The organism is Edaphosphingomonas fennica (assembly GCF_003034225.1).
Taxonomy (GTDB): Bacteria; Pseudomonadota; Alphaproteobacteria; order Sphingomonadales; family Sphingomonadaceae; genus Sphingomonas_E; species Sphingomonas_E fennica.
Map to the genome: position 1 here is coordinate 1 of NZ_PHHF01000017.1, position 14,473 is coordinate 14,473.

Below are 14,473 nucleotides of genomic sequence, written 5' to 3' on the forward strand. Positions count from 1 at the left end.
CTCGTAGAAATAACGGTCCTTCGACACGCCATAGGTGGAGGCCAGCCCCGGCACCCCCGATTGCAGGCGGATCGCCTTATAGCCCTGCTCCTGATAATGGAGCGCATTGTCGATCGTCTCCTCGATCGTCCTGCCATTGGCGTGGCCATAGACCATCACGCCCTCGCGGCTCGCGCCCCCGAGCAGCTGGTAGACCGGAAGCCCGGCGATCTTGCCCTTGATGTCCCACAGCGCGGTATCGACCGCCGCGATCGCCGACATCGTCACCGGCCCGCGCCGCCAATAGGCGCCCTTGTAGAGGAACTGCCAGATATCCTCGATCCGGTGCGCATCCCGCCCGATCAGGCAGGGCGCGACATGATCGGCGAGGTAGGAGGCCACCGCCAGCTCGCGCCCGTTCAGGGTCGCGTCGCCCAGTCCATATATCCCCGCCTCCGTCTCGATCTTCAGCGTCACGAAATTGCGACCAGGGCTCGTCACGATAACCCGCGCAGCGGTGATCCTCGGCATGGCTGTCCTGAAGCTGTGCGGGAGGCGCCTTTCGCCTCCACCCTGACCAATATTATCAATTGGCCTGACCAAAATCAACGCCGGACGTATTCGTCATGCTTAAGGCATAAGCCTGGAACGGCACGTCGGAACCGCCATTGCCCGAATTGGCCATACCGGTTAACACCCGGGCATGGAGCTTGAGGATACCGGCCGGCTATATGAGCGCGTGTCGCGCGACCTTGCCGGCAGGATCGCTGCCGGCGAATATCCGGTGGGCCAGCGCCTGCCGGCGGAACGCGCACTCGCGCAGGCCTATGCCGTATCGCGCCCCACGATCCGCGAAGCCATCTTCGCGCTCGAGCTGGACGGGCTGGTCGAAGCTCGGATGGGATCGGGCGTCTATGTGATCTCCCGCCTGCCCCAGGAGGGCGAGGCGGTAAAGAATGATATCGGCCCGTTCGAACTGATCGAGGCTCGCCGCCTGATCGAAGGCGAGGCCTGCGCACTGGCGGCCGCGCGCATCACCGATGCGGAAATCGAGGCGCTTGCCGCATTGGTCGACGAGATGCGCGATGCGGACAGGCTTGCGGCCGCCGAGGATGCCGACCGCCGCTTCCATCTGGCCGTCGCGAGGGCGACCCAGAACAGCGCGATGGTGGCCGCCGTGGACATGCTGTGGGATGCGCGGGCGCGCTCCCCCCAATATCAGATCATGAGCGGCAGGGCGCACGCCGCCGGCATCGGCCCCCGTGCGGACGAACATGCCCGTATCCTCGATGCGCTGCGCCTGCGCCAGCCCGATCCGGCGCGCGCCGCCATGCGCGATCACCTGACCCAGGTGCTCGAATCCGTGCTGGCCGCGACCGAGGTGCAGGAAATGGAACAGGCCCGCGCCCGCATCGAGGCGCACCGCCTCAAATACGGCACCCCCGCCTGAGAAAAGGCCGGCCGGCCGCAACATTCGCGGTAGTGCACGCGCGCCCAAGAGCCGGCTCACGCCGATTTTGATCCTCTACGCCGGCCATGTTGACAGGTCCGGCATCACCCCATAGTTGCCGCAAACGATTCTCAATAGCGTTTTTGCCAAGCTATTCCGGGGTGATTGAAATGATCCTACTGCCTTCCCTCGCGCTGTCCCGGCGCGGCCTGTCCTGCGCCGCGCTTGCCTTGGCATTGGCGATCGGGAGCCCGCCGGCATGGGCGCAATCGGAACAGGAAGCGAAAGCCGAAAAGGCCGGGGACAGCGGCGACATCATCGTCACCGGCTCCTACACCACCAACGAAAAGCTCGGCTCCGCCACCGGCCTCGGCCTCTCCATCCGCGAAACGCCGCAATCCGTGACGGTGATGACGGCGCAGCGCCTCGAGGATCAGGGCATCCGTGCGCTGAGCGACGTCATCAACAATGCCGCCGGCGTGTCGTCCAAGGCGTTCGACAGCGCCCGCAACGGCTTTTCCGCGCGCGGCTTCGCGATCGACAATTACCAGATCGACGGGGTGCCGCTGCAATGGGATTCTGCCTACAGCGCCGGCGAATCCGAAATCGACGTCGCCCTTTACGAGCGGGTCGAGATCGTGCGCGGCGCCACCGGCCTGCTGACCGGCGCGGGGAATCCCTCGGCCTCGATCAACCTCATCCGCAAGCATGCCGACAGCGATCGCTTCACCGCGACGCTCACCGCCGCAGCCAGCCGCTGGGACAATTATTTCGCGATGGCCGATGTCAGCGCGCCCGTCACGGGCAATGGCGACGTGCGGGCGCGGGTCGTCGCCAAATATGAGGAAGGCGACAGCTTCACCGATCTCCTCCACAACAAGAAGCTCGTGCTCTACGGCGTCGTCGATGCCGATCTGACGCCTACGACCAAGCTGAGCTTCGGCGCCAGCTATCAGGACAATGATCCGCGCGGCACCCAATGGGGCGGCCTGCCCGTCTGGTATTCCGATGGCTCGCGCACGGACTGGAAGCGCTCCAAGTCCGTGGGCGCGGACTGGACGCGCTGGGGTTCGACCAACCAGACCTATTTCGCCAACCTCACCCAGCAGATCGGCGAAAACTGGTCGGTCCTCGCTTATGGCAGCTATTCCGAGAACAAGAGCAACATGCACCTGCTCTATCTTTCGGGTCAGGTGGACCAGCAGACCGGTTTGGGCCTCGGTGCCTTTGGCGCCCGCTACGACGGCAAGCTAGACCAGGCGGATGTCGGTGTCCGCGTCAACGGCAAGTATCAGCTTTTCGGCCGCGAGCATCAGCTGGTTTTCGGGGCGAGCTACGCCAGGCAGGATCTGGATTTCTACAGCTTCGCCGCCGATCCGGCCACGGTCGCCACGCCGGGCGACTTCTTCGCATGGGACGGCTCCTACCCGGAACCCGTGTGGAGCAGCACCGCATCCCACGATGTCGATCAGATCACCAAGCAATGGGGTTATTTCGGTGCGACCCGTCTTTCGATCACGGATGAGCTGAAGGTCATCCTTGGGGGGCGGCTGAGCAGCTGGAAGCGCAGCGGCACATCCTATGGCGCGATCGCCGATTTTGGCGACAAGAACCGTTTCCTGCCCTATGCCGGCATCCTCTACGACATCGCGTCCAACCACACGATCTATGCGAGCTATACCAAGATTTTCCAGCCGCAGAACTATCAGGATCGCAACGGCGATTTTCTGCCGCCGGTCACCGGCATCAACTATGAGGGCGGCCTGAAGAGCAGCTTCTTCCAGGGGAGGCTCAATACAGCCATCTCGGTCTTCCGGATCGAGCAGGACAATCTGGGGCAGGCCGATCCCGGCCAGCTCGTTCCGGGCACCATCAACCAGGCCTATTATGCGGCGGAGGGCGCGCACAGCACCGGTTTCGAGGTCGAAGCGAACGGCGAGCTGTTGCCGGGCTGGGCGCTGAGCGCCAATTACACCCAGTTCAAGGCCAAGGACGCCGACGGCAACCGCATCAACACGCTGTTCGCGCAGAAGCTTCTGCGCCTGTTCTCCACCTATCGTTTCGGAGGATCGCTGGACGGCCTCACGGTCGGCGGCGGCGTGAACTGGGAGGGGCTGAGCTATACCGATACCGAAAATCCGGTGCTCGGCACGCCCGAGCGCCTGAAGGTGAAGCCCTATGCGCTGGTCAACCTCATGGGCCGTTACCAGTTGCAGAACGGCCTATCCCTGCAGGTGAATATCGAAAACCTGTTCGATAAGAAATATTACTCGCAGATCGGCTTCTACAACCAGCTTGCCTATGGCGAGCCCCGCAACGTCACCGTCACGCTGCGCTACCATTATTGAGGGATGACAAGCCCGGCGCCCTCCCCCCCAAAGCGGAGGGCGCTTTTCTTTCGCTATCCCCCTGCCCACCCACTGGAAGGAATGGCACATCGTCGCGATATTGCGGCCGATACCTGCATCCCATTCCATGGAGCACGCACATGACCAGCTATCGCAAGACGGAGGAAGCCGTCGCCCGGCTCTCCCCCGAACAGTTCCGCGTGACGCAGCAGAGCGGAACCGAGGCCCCCGGCACCGGGGAATATCTCCACAATCACGAAGCTGGCATCTATGTCGATATCGTGTCGGGCGAGCCGCTCTTCGCCTCGTCGGACAAATATGAATCCGGCTGCGGCTGGCCCAGCTTCACCAAGCCGATCGAACCCGCCAATTTGGCGGAACTGCGCGACACCAGCCATGGCATGGTCCGCACGGAAGTCCGATCGGCGCATGGCGACAGCCATCTCGGCCATGTCTTTCCCGATGGCCCGCGGGATCGGGGCGGCCTGCGCTATTGCATCAATTCCGCCGCGCTGCGCTTCATCCCGCGCGCCGAGATGGAGGCGCAAGGCTATGGCGCCTATCTCGACCAGGTCGAGGATATCGGCTGAATATATCGCGCCCGGAGATATCGCGTCCCGTCAATCCGGCGAGAGGATCAGGCCGCTGGTCGGAACGCCGGTGCCGGCGGTGACGATCACGTTGCGGATGCCGTCCACCTGATTGGGTGAGGTGCCGCGCACGAGGCGGACGGCTTCGGCGACGCCGTTCAGCCCGTGGATATAGGCCTCGCCAAGCTGGCCGCCATGGGTGTTGATCGGCAGCCGGCCGCCCAGCTCGATATTGCCCTCGCGGATGAAATCCCTGGCCTGACCCTCCTTCGCAAATCCGAACGCCTCGAGCTGCGGCAGCACGAAGGGGGTGAAATGGTCGTACAGGATCGCCGCCTGCACGTCGGCCGGGCCGATGCCGGCCTGGGCGTAGAGCTGGTCGGCGACGATGTTCATTTCCGATATGCGGCCGATATCCTTGCGGTAATAGCTGGTCATCATCTGGCTGTCGTCGCCCGCGCCCTGCGCCGCCGCGCGGATCACGGCGGGCGCGTTGCGCAGCCTGCGCGCGCGTTCCAGCGAGGTGACGACCACCGCGACGGCACCGTCCGATTCCTGGCAGCAATCGAGCAGGCGAAGCGGCTCGACGATCCAGCGGCTGGCCTGGTGATCGGCCAGCGTGATCGGCTTTTCATAGAACCAGGCGCGCGGATTGGTGGCGGCGTGGCGGCGGGCGGCAACGGAAACGCGGCCGAAATCCTCCGACGTCGCGCCGTGATCGTGCATGTAGCGCCGCGCCTGCATCGCCACCCAGGATGCGGGCGAGATCAGGCCGAAGGGCACATACCAGCCATAATGGGCGGACTCCGCCGTCGGCACCGGCGGCGGCGTGTGGCCGGTGCCGAAGCGATATTGCGATCGCTCGTTCATCGCGCGGTAGCAGACGACCACCTCGGCGATGCCGGCCGCGATCGCCATCGCGGCATGCAGGATCGGCGCGCAGGCCGCCCCGCCGCCATAATGGATGCGGCTGTGGAATTTGAGCTGCCGCCCGCCGATCGCGCGGAACAGCTCGATCTCGGGATTATTGTCCATGGTGTAGGTGGAAAGCCCGTCCACCTCCGCCGGATCGATGCCGGCGTCGGCCAGCGCGGCGAGCGTCGCCTCCACCGCGAGGCGCAGTTCCGAACGCCCGCTATTCTTGGAGAATTCCGTAGCGCCGATGCCCGCGATCGCCGCCTGGTTGCTGATCGTGCCCATCAGCGCGCTCCTTCCGCAAAGCCGATGGTGACGGTGGCGGCGACATGCTCGCCGATGCCGTTGCGGCCGGATATCCTGATGTCCGCCGTGCGCGCATCCTGATCGACGGCCGCGACCTCGCCATTGAGCTTCATGACGTCACCGACGAAATTGGGCGCCCCCAGCCGGATCGCGATCTTGCGGATGCGCGCTTCCGGCCCGGTCCAGTCGGTGACGAACCGCTGGACGAGGCCGTTGGTGGTCAGGATGTTCATGAAGATATCCGGCACGCCCGTCGCCTGCGCGGCCGCCTTGTCATGATGCACGTCCTGGAAATCGTTGGTGGCGATGGCGCCCGCGACGATCGCCGAGGCGGTGATCGGGATGGCGAGTTCGGGCAGCGCCTGCCCGGGCCGGATATCGTCGAAGGTCATGCCTCAACCCCTGAGAGCAACTGGGTTTCGCCGGCCGCAATGGCGCGGCCGATCGCGGCCAGCATGGGCTGGGCGCCGCCCAGCGCGACCTCCACCCGCTTGGCCGCCAGGAAATAGCGGTGGATGGGATAATCCGTATCCGCGCCGATCCCGCCGTGGAGATGCTGGGCGCTGTGCGCCACGCGATGCCCGCCGATCGCCGCCCAATATTTGGCCGTCTCGATCTCGGCCGGGGACGTGATCCCCTCGCCCAGCAGCCATGTCGCGCGCATCGCGGTGGATCGCATCGCCTCGACATCGATGAACCCGTCCGCCACGCGATGCTGCACCGCCTGCATCGATCCCAGCGGCCGATCGAACTGGATGCGTTCGCTGGAATAAGCCGCCGTGCGCCGGAGCGCCTCGGCGCATATGCCGACCTGCAGATGCGCCAGCCCGGCGCGGGCGCGGTCCACGATCCAGCGGGCGATGGCGTCGCCGTCACCGGCTTTGCCGAGCAGATCGGCCGCGCCCACCGGCGCGGCATCGAACCTGATCTCCGCCTGCGGCGCGCCGTCCGTGCCCTGCTGGTCCGCGACCGCGACGCCCGCGCCACGAGGATCGACCAGGAAGACGAGGACGCCTGCCTCCCCCATCGCCGGCACGATGATCCGTTCGGCCTGCGCGCCATAGGGCACGGCCGTCTTGACGCCATCCAGCACCCAGCCATCGCCCGATTGCCTTGCGCGCAGCATCGGCCGGATGGGATCGGGGTTGCCGGCCTCCTCCAGCGCCGCCGTCAGGATCGCCTCGCCGGCCGCGACACGCGGCAGTATCGCCTGCTGGGCGGCCGAGCCAAAGGCCGCGACCGGCAAGGCTCCCATCACCAGCGTGGCGAAGATCGGCACCGGCGCCAGCCTCCGTCCCTGTTCCTCCAGCAGCAATCCAAGCTCGGCCATGCCGAACCCCAGCCCGCCATGCGCTTCGGGAATACCGATGCCGAGCAGGCCCGCTTCGGCCAGGGCACGCCAAAGCGCCGGATCATCGCCCGTTCCGCTTTTGGCCAGCGCCCGCAGGCTCTCGTCCGTGCAATGATCGGCGAAGATCCGCGCGGCGAGATCGCGCAGGCTCTTCTGGTCGTCGCTGAGCGCGAAATCCACCGCCTTCTCCTCAGGCCAGGCGGAAGGCGGGCAGGATGTAATCCGGCTCCACCTCCACGAAATCCAGCGTCACCGCACGGCCGATCGCGACGTCCTCGGGCGCGGTATCGATCATGTTGGCGACGATGCGCACGCCTTCCTCCAGCTCCACCAGCACCACCGGCAGCGGATATTGGAAGCAGGGAAGCTGCGGCTGGTGCATCACCACGAAGCTGTGGATCACGCCCTTTCCGCTCGCCTCCACCGTGGTCCATTCCAGCGATCCGGTTTCCGGGCAGGCCGGCACCGGCGGATGGACCAGCCGGCCGTCGAAGGACTGGATCAGCAATTTACGCTGCTTCAGCCCCTCCCAGAAAAAGGCATTGTCATGGGTGATGGCCGGGCGCGGGTGCGGAAAGGCATTGGCCCCGGCATCGCCTGCCGGGGCCGCCGCCTTCGACTGTTCGAGCGGCGGCTTGAACTTGAGGATGCGGAACTTCATCCGCCCCACCAGCTCGTCCGCCTGATCGGTGAACTCGTAATCGATCGTCACGAAATGGCCGATGCCGAGCCCGGTCCGCTTCTCGTCCGAAATATCGGAGACGATCGCGCGGGCATGGATGATGTCGCCTTCCACGAGGTAGCGGAGATATTCCTGCTCGATATTGGTCGCCACCACACCGCGATATCCGGCCTCGTCGAACAGGCGCAGCACCGCCATGTCCTCGTCTTCGGTGCGGCCGCCGGCGCGATAGGGCGCCATCGTCCACACCTCCAGCATCGCCGGCGGGGCCACAGCCCCGGCAAAGCCGGCCGCGGCGCGGACATCGGGATCGTGCCACAGCGGGTTCGCATCCCCCATCGCCTCCGCCCAGCGGCGGATCATCGGCTGGTTGACCGGATCGCGCGCCGTCACCGGCGCGGTGGCGGGGCGGCCGATCCAGGCCCGGGCGCGGCCCAGCAAATCGCTCTGCTCGGTCATAATCCTCCTATCGCCCGCGCGGCATGCCGAAGGCGACCTGCGCCACCATGTCGCGCAGGACCTCGACGGTGCCGCCGCCGAACGTGTTGATCTGGCATTTGCGATATTCGCGCTCGATCCGGCCCCGCAGTTGCGCGCCCGGCGATCCGTCGCGCACCAGTCCGGCCGATCCCATGATGTCGAGCAGCAGCCGCATCACCCGGATCATGCCTTCGGTGCCGAATATCTTGAGGCCGCTCGCCAGCTCGGGCCGGGTGACGCCCTGCGATACTTCCCAGCCGACGCGATCGCCCATCTGGCCGATGGCGCGCAGCAGCGCATAGCATTCGGCCAGCGCCATCTGCACCCAGCCCTGATCGATCAGCCGCCCGCCGTCGGCCGCCGGCACCTCCCGCGCCCAGCCGACGACATCGTCGAAGCAACCGTTCGCGCCATAGGTCAGCGCGGCAAGGCCGATGCGTTCATGGTTGAGCTGCTCGGCGATCAGCCGCCAGCCCTCATTCTCGCGGCCGATGATCATCGACGCCGGCACGCGGACGTCCTCATAATAGGTCACGTTGGTGCGGATGCCGCCCACTGTCCAGATCGGCGAGACGGAGAAGCCGGGCAGCTTCGTATCCATCATGAAGATGGTGATGCCCTTGTGCTTGGGCGCTTCCGGGTCGGTGCGGGCGGCGAGGAACACATAGTCCGCGCCTTCCGCCCCGCTGGTGAACACCTTCTGCCCGTTGATGATGAAATCATCGCCGCCTGCCCCGCTCCCCGATCCGGGGTCGCGCACCGCCCGCGTCTTGAGCGAGGCGAGGTCCGATCCCGCGCCCGGCTCGGTATAGCCAATGGCGAAAATCAGGTCGCCGGCCGCGATCCGGGGCAATATCTCCCGCTTCTGCACCTCGGTGCCGATCCGCATCAGTGCCGGCCCCACCGTGTTGACCGTCACGAACGGAAAGGGTGCCTCGGCCAGCACCAGTTCCTCCAGCAGGATCTTCTGCATCGAAGGATCGAGGCCCCGCCCGCCATATTCCACGGGCCAGCCGGGGGTGAGCCAGCCGTCCGTCCCCATGCGGCGGATGACGTCGCGATAGACCGGGCCGCTTTCCGCGCCCACGGTCGCCGCGCGCACCTCCTCCGTCATGATGCCGGCCAGATAGGATCGGAACTCGCGCCGCAGCGCCCGCTGTTCCGCGCTCGGTTCGACGCGCATGTTCAGGACTCCGAAGCGAAAGGTGCGATACCGAGCCGATCGAGCGCCTCGGCCGTCAGCGGCACATATCGGCCGGCGGCGGGATCGGCGACGAACAGCGGATCGCCCCCTACATTGGCGGGATCATAGCCTTCGCGCTGCAGATCGATCTTGCGCAGCTTGAAAGTGCTGGTCATGTCCGCCGCCCGCGTGAGCCGCACGAACAGCGGCACCGCGTAGGGCGCGAGCCGGCTGGTCGCGAAGCGATGGAAAGCCTCGCCGTCGAAGGCCGAGAGATCGGCATAAGTGAGCGCCGCCATGCCCGCCCGTCCCTCCGTGCCCGGCACGGCCACGCCATAGATGTTGACGATCTCCGGCCCCGGAAAGCCGCCCAGCACCGTCGCCACCTCCTCGGTGGAGACATTCTCGCTCTTCCAGCGGAAGGTGTTGCCGATGCGGTCGACGAAGTAGAAATAATCCTGCTCGTCGAACCGCACGAGATCGCCCGAACGGAACCAGACGTCGCCGGGGCGCACCACGTCGCGCAGCAGCTTGCGCTCGGTCTCCTCGGCCGATGTATAGCCCTCGAAGAAGCCGGCGACGCCGCTGCCGCCCAGCACCTCGGCGATCAGCTCCGCCACCTCGCCGGGCTTCGCCTCGACGAGCCTGCCGTCGGCATCGCGGACATGATCGTCGGCTTCCACGTCATAGCGGACGAACTTCATGTTGGTGTGCGCCGGATAGGGAACGCGTCCCACCGACCCGATACGGTTGTCGACATTGGTGATGCCGTAATTGGCCTCGGTCGATCCCAGCCCCTCGAACACCTGGCCGATGCCGAAGCGCCGGGTGAAGGCTTCCCACACATCGGGCTTCAGGCCGGCGCCCGTCATCACCCGCAGGCTGTTGTCGCGATCGTCCGGCCGCTCCGGCGCGGCGAGCAGATAGCGGCAGATCTCGCCGATATAATAAAAGGACGTGATCCCGTGTCGACGGACATCCTGCCAGAAGCCGCTGGCCGAGAATTTGCGGCGCAAGACGAAGGGCACGCCGAAGGCGAGCGCGGTCGAAGGCACCACCATGCCGCCCGCGCCATGATAGAGCGGCAGGACGCAGTAGAACACATCCCCCGGCCCGAATTCCATCAGGCCGCCCATCATCTCCCCGGCGTTCAGGAAACGCATGTGGCTCATCTTCGCGGCCTTGGGCAGGCCGGTCGTGCCGGAGGTGAAGATCAGATAGAGCGGATCGCCCATCACCACGCCGGCGCGGGATGCGCGATCGGGATCGGCGCTGTCGGCGGCCGCCATCTCCCTTCCCAGATCGCGCACGTCCGCCAGCCCGGCAAGCGGCGTTCCGGGCTCGGCCTGCTCCCACAGCAGCGACGGAAGATCGACCCGGTCGAGATCGGCCAAACCGCGCGCCAGCGCGGAATCGACAATCAGCCCGCGCGCGCCGACCTGGCGCAGCGCATGCACGAGCACCGGCCCGCTGGCGGACGTGTTGATCAGCGCCGTCACGACGCCGATCTTGGCCAGCCCCAGCCAGATCAGCACGAAATCCGGCCGGTTGAGCATCATCAGCGCGACGACGTCGCCCTTGCGCAATCCCGCCGCCAGCGCGGCGTGGGCAACACGGTTGGCGGCCGCGTTCGCCTCCGCAAAGGTCAGCCGCTGATCCTCGAACAGGATGAACGGCGTGTCGGCATGATCGGCCGCCCGCTCCTCCAGCCGGTCGGCCACCGTATAGTCCAGATCCCGGCGAAAGCCGGCGACCCGGCCATAGCCGCGCATCAGCCGCGCCATGGTTTCCTCGCGGGTAGGAAGCTGCCAGTCAGCCATGCCGCGCCTCCCCGGCTTCGGCCCGCCGCGCGACGAAGGTGATGATGGCGGTCAGGAAGGCATCATTGTCGTCGCCGGCCACCATGTGCCGGGCGTCCGCGATCTCCGCTATCTCGGCATCGGGCCGCAGCGCCTTGAAGTCACGGAGCGACTCCTCGGACACCACCTCGCTCCGGGTGCCGCGCACCAGCAGGATCGGCGCATCGACGGTCTGGAGTGCGGTTGAAAGCCGCCGGTTGGTCGCTTCCGGGTCCCAGTCGTCGCGCGGCCGCACGAAGGCCGGGTCCCACCGCCAGTAATAACGATCGTCCTCGCCTCGCCGCAGATTCTTGGCGAGGCCGTCCAGCGACCGGGGGCGTGGGCGGTGCGGCAGATAGGCGGCGATCGCCTCGGCCGCCTGCTCCAGGCTGTCGAAGCCGTCCTTGGTGCCGCGCATGAAGCCCACGACATGATCGCCGCCGCTCCGCTCCAGCCGGGGCACGATATCCACCAGCACCAGCGCCGAAAGCGGTGCGCGCGGCTCCTCCCCGCAGGCCAGCATGGAGGATAGCCCGCCCAGCGACGCGCCGATCAATATCGGCGCGTCGCCGATCTCGCTGATGACATGGCGCACATCCTCGGCGAACAGCTCCAGCCGGTAGATGCCGTCCGGGGACCAGGCGCTCTCGCCATGGCCGCGCAGGTCGAGCGTGGTGCAACGGAAGCCGCGCTTCGCCAGCACATCCGCCGTCGCATCCCACGCCCGTCGCGTCTGGCCGCCGCCGTGCAGCAGCAGGACGGGCCGGCCGGCCGCTGGCCCGCGCACATCGGCCGCGAGGGCGATGCCGCCATGCCCCCGGAAGCTGATCCGCTCGGCCAGATCCATCTCGCTCATTCCCGTTCCCGTCCGCATCGAGGATGGTTCAGAACTTGAAACGCATGTCGACGCCGTAGGCGCGCGGCTCGCCATAGCTGTTGACGGCGAAGCCCAGCGAACCGAAGTCGATGCCGGAGATGCGATAGACCTTGTTGGTCAGGTTCTTGCCCCAGAGGGTGAAGGTGGCGGATCCGCCGCCCAGCGCCACATCCGCCAGCATGATCCGGCCATCGAGCAGGCCATAGCCCGGCGCCGCGATATCGGCGTCATAGGGCGAGAAAGGCGGCCCCGGCAGCACGTTATAGTGCACCTTGCTCTTGTAGGTATAATCGAGCCTGAAGGAGAGCGCGCCCACGGACAGGGCATCGATCGTATATTGCGCGCCGGCGTTCAGCGTCGTGCTGGGCGAATAGCTGAAGCGGCCGATGTCGGAATAGTCCTTGGTCTGGTTGTCGGCCGGATCGACCGCCAGCAGCTCCTTGAAGTTGCGATCGACATAGCCGAAGGCCGCGTTCAGGCGGAAATTGTCGAAGGGCAGCGCCTCGACCTCCAGCTCCACGCCCTTGAAGTCCGCCTTGCCCGCATTCAGCGTCTGGCTGGCGGCGCCACCGGTGCCGGCGACGAACTGGTTGAGCTGCTTGTCCTTCAGGTCGGCATAGAACAGCGTGCCGTTGAAGCGCAGGCGGCGATCGAACAGCTCGCTCTTCAGGCCGACTTCGTAGGACGTCACCGTTTCCGGATCATAGCCGTCGTTCACCGCGCGCGGGTTGAACCCGCCCGCCTTGTAGCCGCTGGCGATGCGGGCATAGGTCATGATGTCCGGCGTCGCCTGCCAGGTCAAAGTTGCGGCATAATTGAACTTGGAGAAGGACCGCGAAAGCTGCCGCACGAACGGCGCCCGCTGGATCAGCTTCTTGTCGTCCCAGGTGTAGCGCACGCCGCCCGTGAAGCTCAGCGTGTCGGTGAAGCTGTAGGTCCCCTGGCCGAACAGCGCCTTGGATTCGCTTTCTGTGTCGTAATCGACGAGATTTCCAAGGTTAATGCCGACCAGACCGACACCCGTTATGTTCTGCACGAAGGTATAAGCCTGCGGATTGCGCTCATGCGCTTCCTCGCGGAAGAAATAGGCGCCAGCCACATATTCGAAGCTGGAGCCGATCTGGCCTATCGCGTTCAGCTCCTGGCTGAACTGATGCTGCCGGCGGGCATTGTCCGCACCGAACAATTGCACCGGCTGGATACCCGGCGGCGTGGGGCTCACGACATACCCCTTCAGCCCGGAATTGCCGTCCAGATCAGTATTGGCGATCGTGTTCTTCCATTTGCGGAAGCCGGTGATCGACCGCACCGTCAGGTCCGGGGTCAGATCCACCTCGGCGGTGGCGGTGTGGCTGATGTTGCGATCCCAGGTGGCGGTAAGATCGGGCCGCGCTTCCTTCAGCCGCGTCGTGCTGGGCGGGATGAAGGCCGTACCGCCCATCGCCGGAGAACGGCTGAAATAATCGATCAGGTCCTGCTTGGCGATCGTGAGCTGCGCCATCGGCGCGACGCCGCGCATATCGGCCCAGTCGAACGCATAATCGAAGCGGAAATCCCCGCCGCGATCGAAGCTGAGCGCCGCGCGCACGGCATCGGTGTTGTAGGCGCCGGGATCGCGGCTGCCCTTCAGGTCCAGATTGTCGACATAGCCGTCGGCCTGCTTGTGTAGGTAGCTGAGCTTCAGCTTCAGGCCGCTCTGGCCGATCTCGCCCGTGTCGATCGATCCCCTGCCCTGCCAGTAATTGCGGTTGCCGTAGCTGCCGGTGACATCCACCCCGAATTCGTCGGACGGCTTCTTGGTGATGAGGTTGACCGCGCCGCCCGTGGTGTTGCGGCCATAGAGCGTGCCCTGCGGCCCGCGCAGCACCTCGATCCGCTCCAGATCGACCAGCTCAAAGATGGCGCCGGTCGACCGGCCGACGATCACCCCGTCGACATAGACGCCGATCGGGCTGTCCGCCGTCAGGATCGGTTCGGATTCGCCGATGCCGCGGATCTGGATGATCAGGTGGCTGCGCGACGACGGCCCCATCGTCGTCGACAGGTTGGGCGCGACCGCGTTCAGCATCGATGCGTCGGTGATCCGCCGCGTCTCGATGGTCTCGGCGCTGACGGCGCTGATCGCGAGCGGCGTGCGCTGCAGGGATTCGCTGCGCTTCTGTGCAGTGACGACGATATCCTCCAGGCCCTGCGCGTCGATGGCCGCCTCGCTGCCCTGGCCCTGGGCCATGGCCGGCGATACCGCCAGCAGCGTCAGCCCGCTTCCAAGATAGGCCAGCCGGCGTCGCTGCGCCTTTGTCGATCGGCGAAGATTACGCATTGTCCGAAGCTCCTCCCTTCACGCCGATCGGGGTTCTCTGATCCCGTTGTCGGCGGCGATATGATCCGCTGGAGGAAGGTCTTAGAATGCCCGGCGCGGCGCGCAGCGGCCGTGTGTTGTCAAATCCCAACACCATTGCCGGATAGAATCATAA

The 14,473-nt window shown here is 66.0% G+C and carries 12 protein-coding genes; 3 read left to right on the forward strand and 9 right to left on the reverse strand.

Annotation, left to right across the window (positions count from 1 at the left end; translation table 11 throughout):
• A partial coding sequence (locus CV103_RS03080) for an enolase-like domain-containing protein (RefSeq protein WP_483863827.1) occupies positions 1-510 on the reverse strand: 510 nt, incomplete at its 3' end.
• Between the two features lie 172 nt (positions 511-682).
• On the opposite strand from CV103_RS03080, the gene CV103_RS03085 reads away from it, so the two are divergent.
• From CV103_RS03085 to msrB, 3 genes are all read left to right on the forward strand, one after another.
• A complete protein-coding gene (locus CV103_RS03085; protein WP_107393947.1) occupies positions 683-1,429 on the forward strand; it encodes a FadR/GntR family transcriptional regulator in 747 nt (248 codons plus the stop codon).
• Positions 1,430-1,599: 170 nt separating this feature from the next.
• Positions 1,600-3,777, forward strand: coding sequence for a TonB-dependent siderophore receptor (locus CV103_RS03090; RefSeq protein ID WP_107393948.1), 2,178 nt, complete (start codon positions 1,600-1,602; stop codon positions 3,775-3,777).
• A gap of 140 nt (positions 3,778-3,917) precedes the next feature.
• Positions 3,918-4,367 carry a peptide-methionine (R)-S-oxide reductase MsrB gene (msrB, locus tag CV103_RS03095; RefSeq protein ID WP_107393949.1) on the forward strand — a complete coding sequence of 150 codons (450 nt, stop codon included), beginning with the start codon at positions 3,918-3,920 and terminating at the stop codon, positions 4,365-4,367.
• A 30-nt stretch (positions 4,368-4,397) separates the two neighbouring features.
• Here the strand turns inward: msrB and CV103_RS03100 are convergent, their stop codons facing one another.
• Genes CV103_RS03100 through CV103_RS03135 form a run of 8 tightly spaced genes read right to left on the reverse strand, consistent with a single transcriptional unit; the run spans position 4,398 to position 14,319 of the window.
• Positions 4,398-5,567, reverse strand: a complete 1,170-nt coding sequence (locus tag CV103_RS03100) for a lipid-transfer protein (RefSeq protein ID WP_107393950.1) — start codon at positions 5,565-5,567, stop codon at positions 4,398-4,400.
• Complete coding sequence (locus CV103_RS03105) at positions 5,567-5,980, reverse strand: MaoC family dehydratase (protein WP_015459868.1); 414 nt, start codon at positions 5,978-5,980, stop codon at positions 5,567-5,569. Before CV103_RS03105 ends, CV103_RS03100 begins: the two co-directional genes overlap by 1 nt.
• A complete protein-coding gene (locus tag CV103_RS03110; RefSeq protein ID WP_107393951.1) occupies positions 5,977-7,119 on the reverse strand; it encodes an acyl-CoA dehydrogenase family protein in 1,143 nt (380 codons plus the stop codon). Before CV103_RS03110 ends, CV103_RS03105 begins: the two co-directional genes overlap by 4 nt.
• A gap of 10 nt (positions 7,120-7,129) precedes the next feature.
• Positions 7,130-8,080, reverse strand: coding sequence for a bifunctional MaoC family dehydratase N-terminal/OB-fold nucleic acid binding domain-containing protein (locus CV103_RS03115; protein WP_015459866.1), 951 nt, complete (start codon positions 8,078-8,080; stop codon positions 7,130-7,132).
• A gap of 7 nt (positions 8,081-8,087) precedes the next feature.
• Positions 8,088-9,284, reverse strand: a complete 1,197-nt coding sequence (locus tag CV103_RS03120) for an acyl-CoA dehydrogenase family protein (protein WP_107393952.1) — start codon at positions 9,282-9,284, stop codon at positions 8,088-8,090.
• Between the two features lie 2 nt (positions 9,285-9,286).
• Complete coding sequence (locus CV103_RS03125; RefSeq protein WP_107393953.1) at positions 9,287-11,104, reverse strand: long-chain-acyl-CoA synthetase; 1,818 nt, start codon at positions 11,102-11,104, stop codon at positions 9,287-9,289.
• Positions 11,097-11,978 carry an alpha/beta fold hydrolase gene (locus tag CV103_RS03130; RefSeq protein ID WP_245896630.1) on the reverse strand — a complete coding sequence of 294 codons (882 nt, stop codon included), beginning with the start codon at positions 11,976-11,978 and terminating at the stop codon, positions 11,097-11,099. Before CV103_RS03130 ends, CV103_RS03125 begins: the two co-directional genes overlap by 8 nt.
• A gap of 28 nt (positions 11,979-12,006) precedes the next feature.
• A complete protein-coding gene (locus tag CV103_RS03135) occupies positions 12,007-14,319 on the reverse strand; it encodes a TonB-dependent receptor (protein WP_107393954.1) in 2,313 nt (770 codons plus the stop codon).
• Positions 14,320-14,473: the final 154 nt, after the last annotated feature.

Coding starts and splice junctions, on each gene's coding strand:
- CV103_RS03085 (WP_107393947.1), top strand. CDS start 683: ATGGAGCTTGAGGATACCGGCCGGCTATATGAGCGCGTGTCGCGCGAC.
- CV103_RS03090 (WP_107393948.1), top strand. CDS start 1,600: ATGATCCTACTGCCTTCCCTCGCGCTGTCCCGGCGCGGCCTGTCCTGC.
- msrB (WP_107393949.1), top strand. CDS start 3,918: ATGACCAGCTATCGCAAGACGGAGGAAGCCGTCGCCCGGCTCTCCCCC.
- CV103_RS03100 (WP_107393950.1), bottom strand. CDS start 5,567: ATGGGCACGATCAGCAACCAGGCGGCGATCGCGGGCATCGGCGCTACG.
- CV103_RS03105 (WP_015459868.1), bottom strand. CDS start 5,980: ATGACCTTCGACGATATCCGGCCCGGGCAGGCGCTGCCCGAACTCGCC.
- CV103_RS03115 (WP_015459866.1), bottom strand. CDS start 8,080: ATGACCGAGCAGAGCGATTTGCTGGGCCGCGCCCGGGCCTGGATCGGC.
- CV103_RS03120 (WP_107393952.1), bottom strand. CDS start 9,284: ATGCGCGTCGAACCGAGCGCGGAACAGCGGGCGCTGCGGCGCGAGTTC.
- CV103_RS03125 (WP_107393953.1), bottom strand. CDS start 11,104: ATGGCTGACTGGCAGCTTCCTACCCGCGAGGAAACCATGGCGCGGCTG.
- CV103_RS03130 (WP_245896630.1), bottom strand. CDS start 11,978: ATGAGCGAGATGGATCTGGCCGAGCGGATCAGCTTCCGGGGGCATGGC.
- CV103_RS03135 (WP_107393954.1), bottom strand. CDS start 14,319: ATGCGTAATCTTCGCCGATCGACAAAGGCGCAGCGACGCCGGCTGGCC.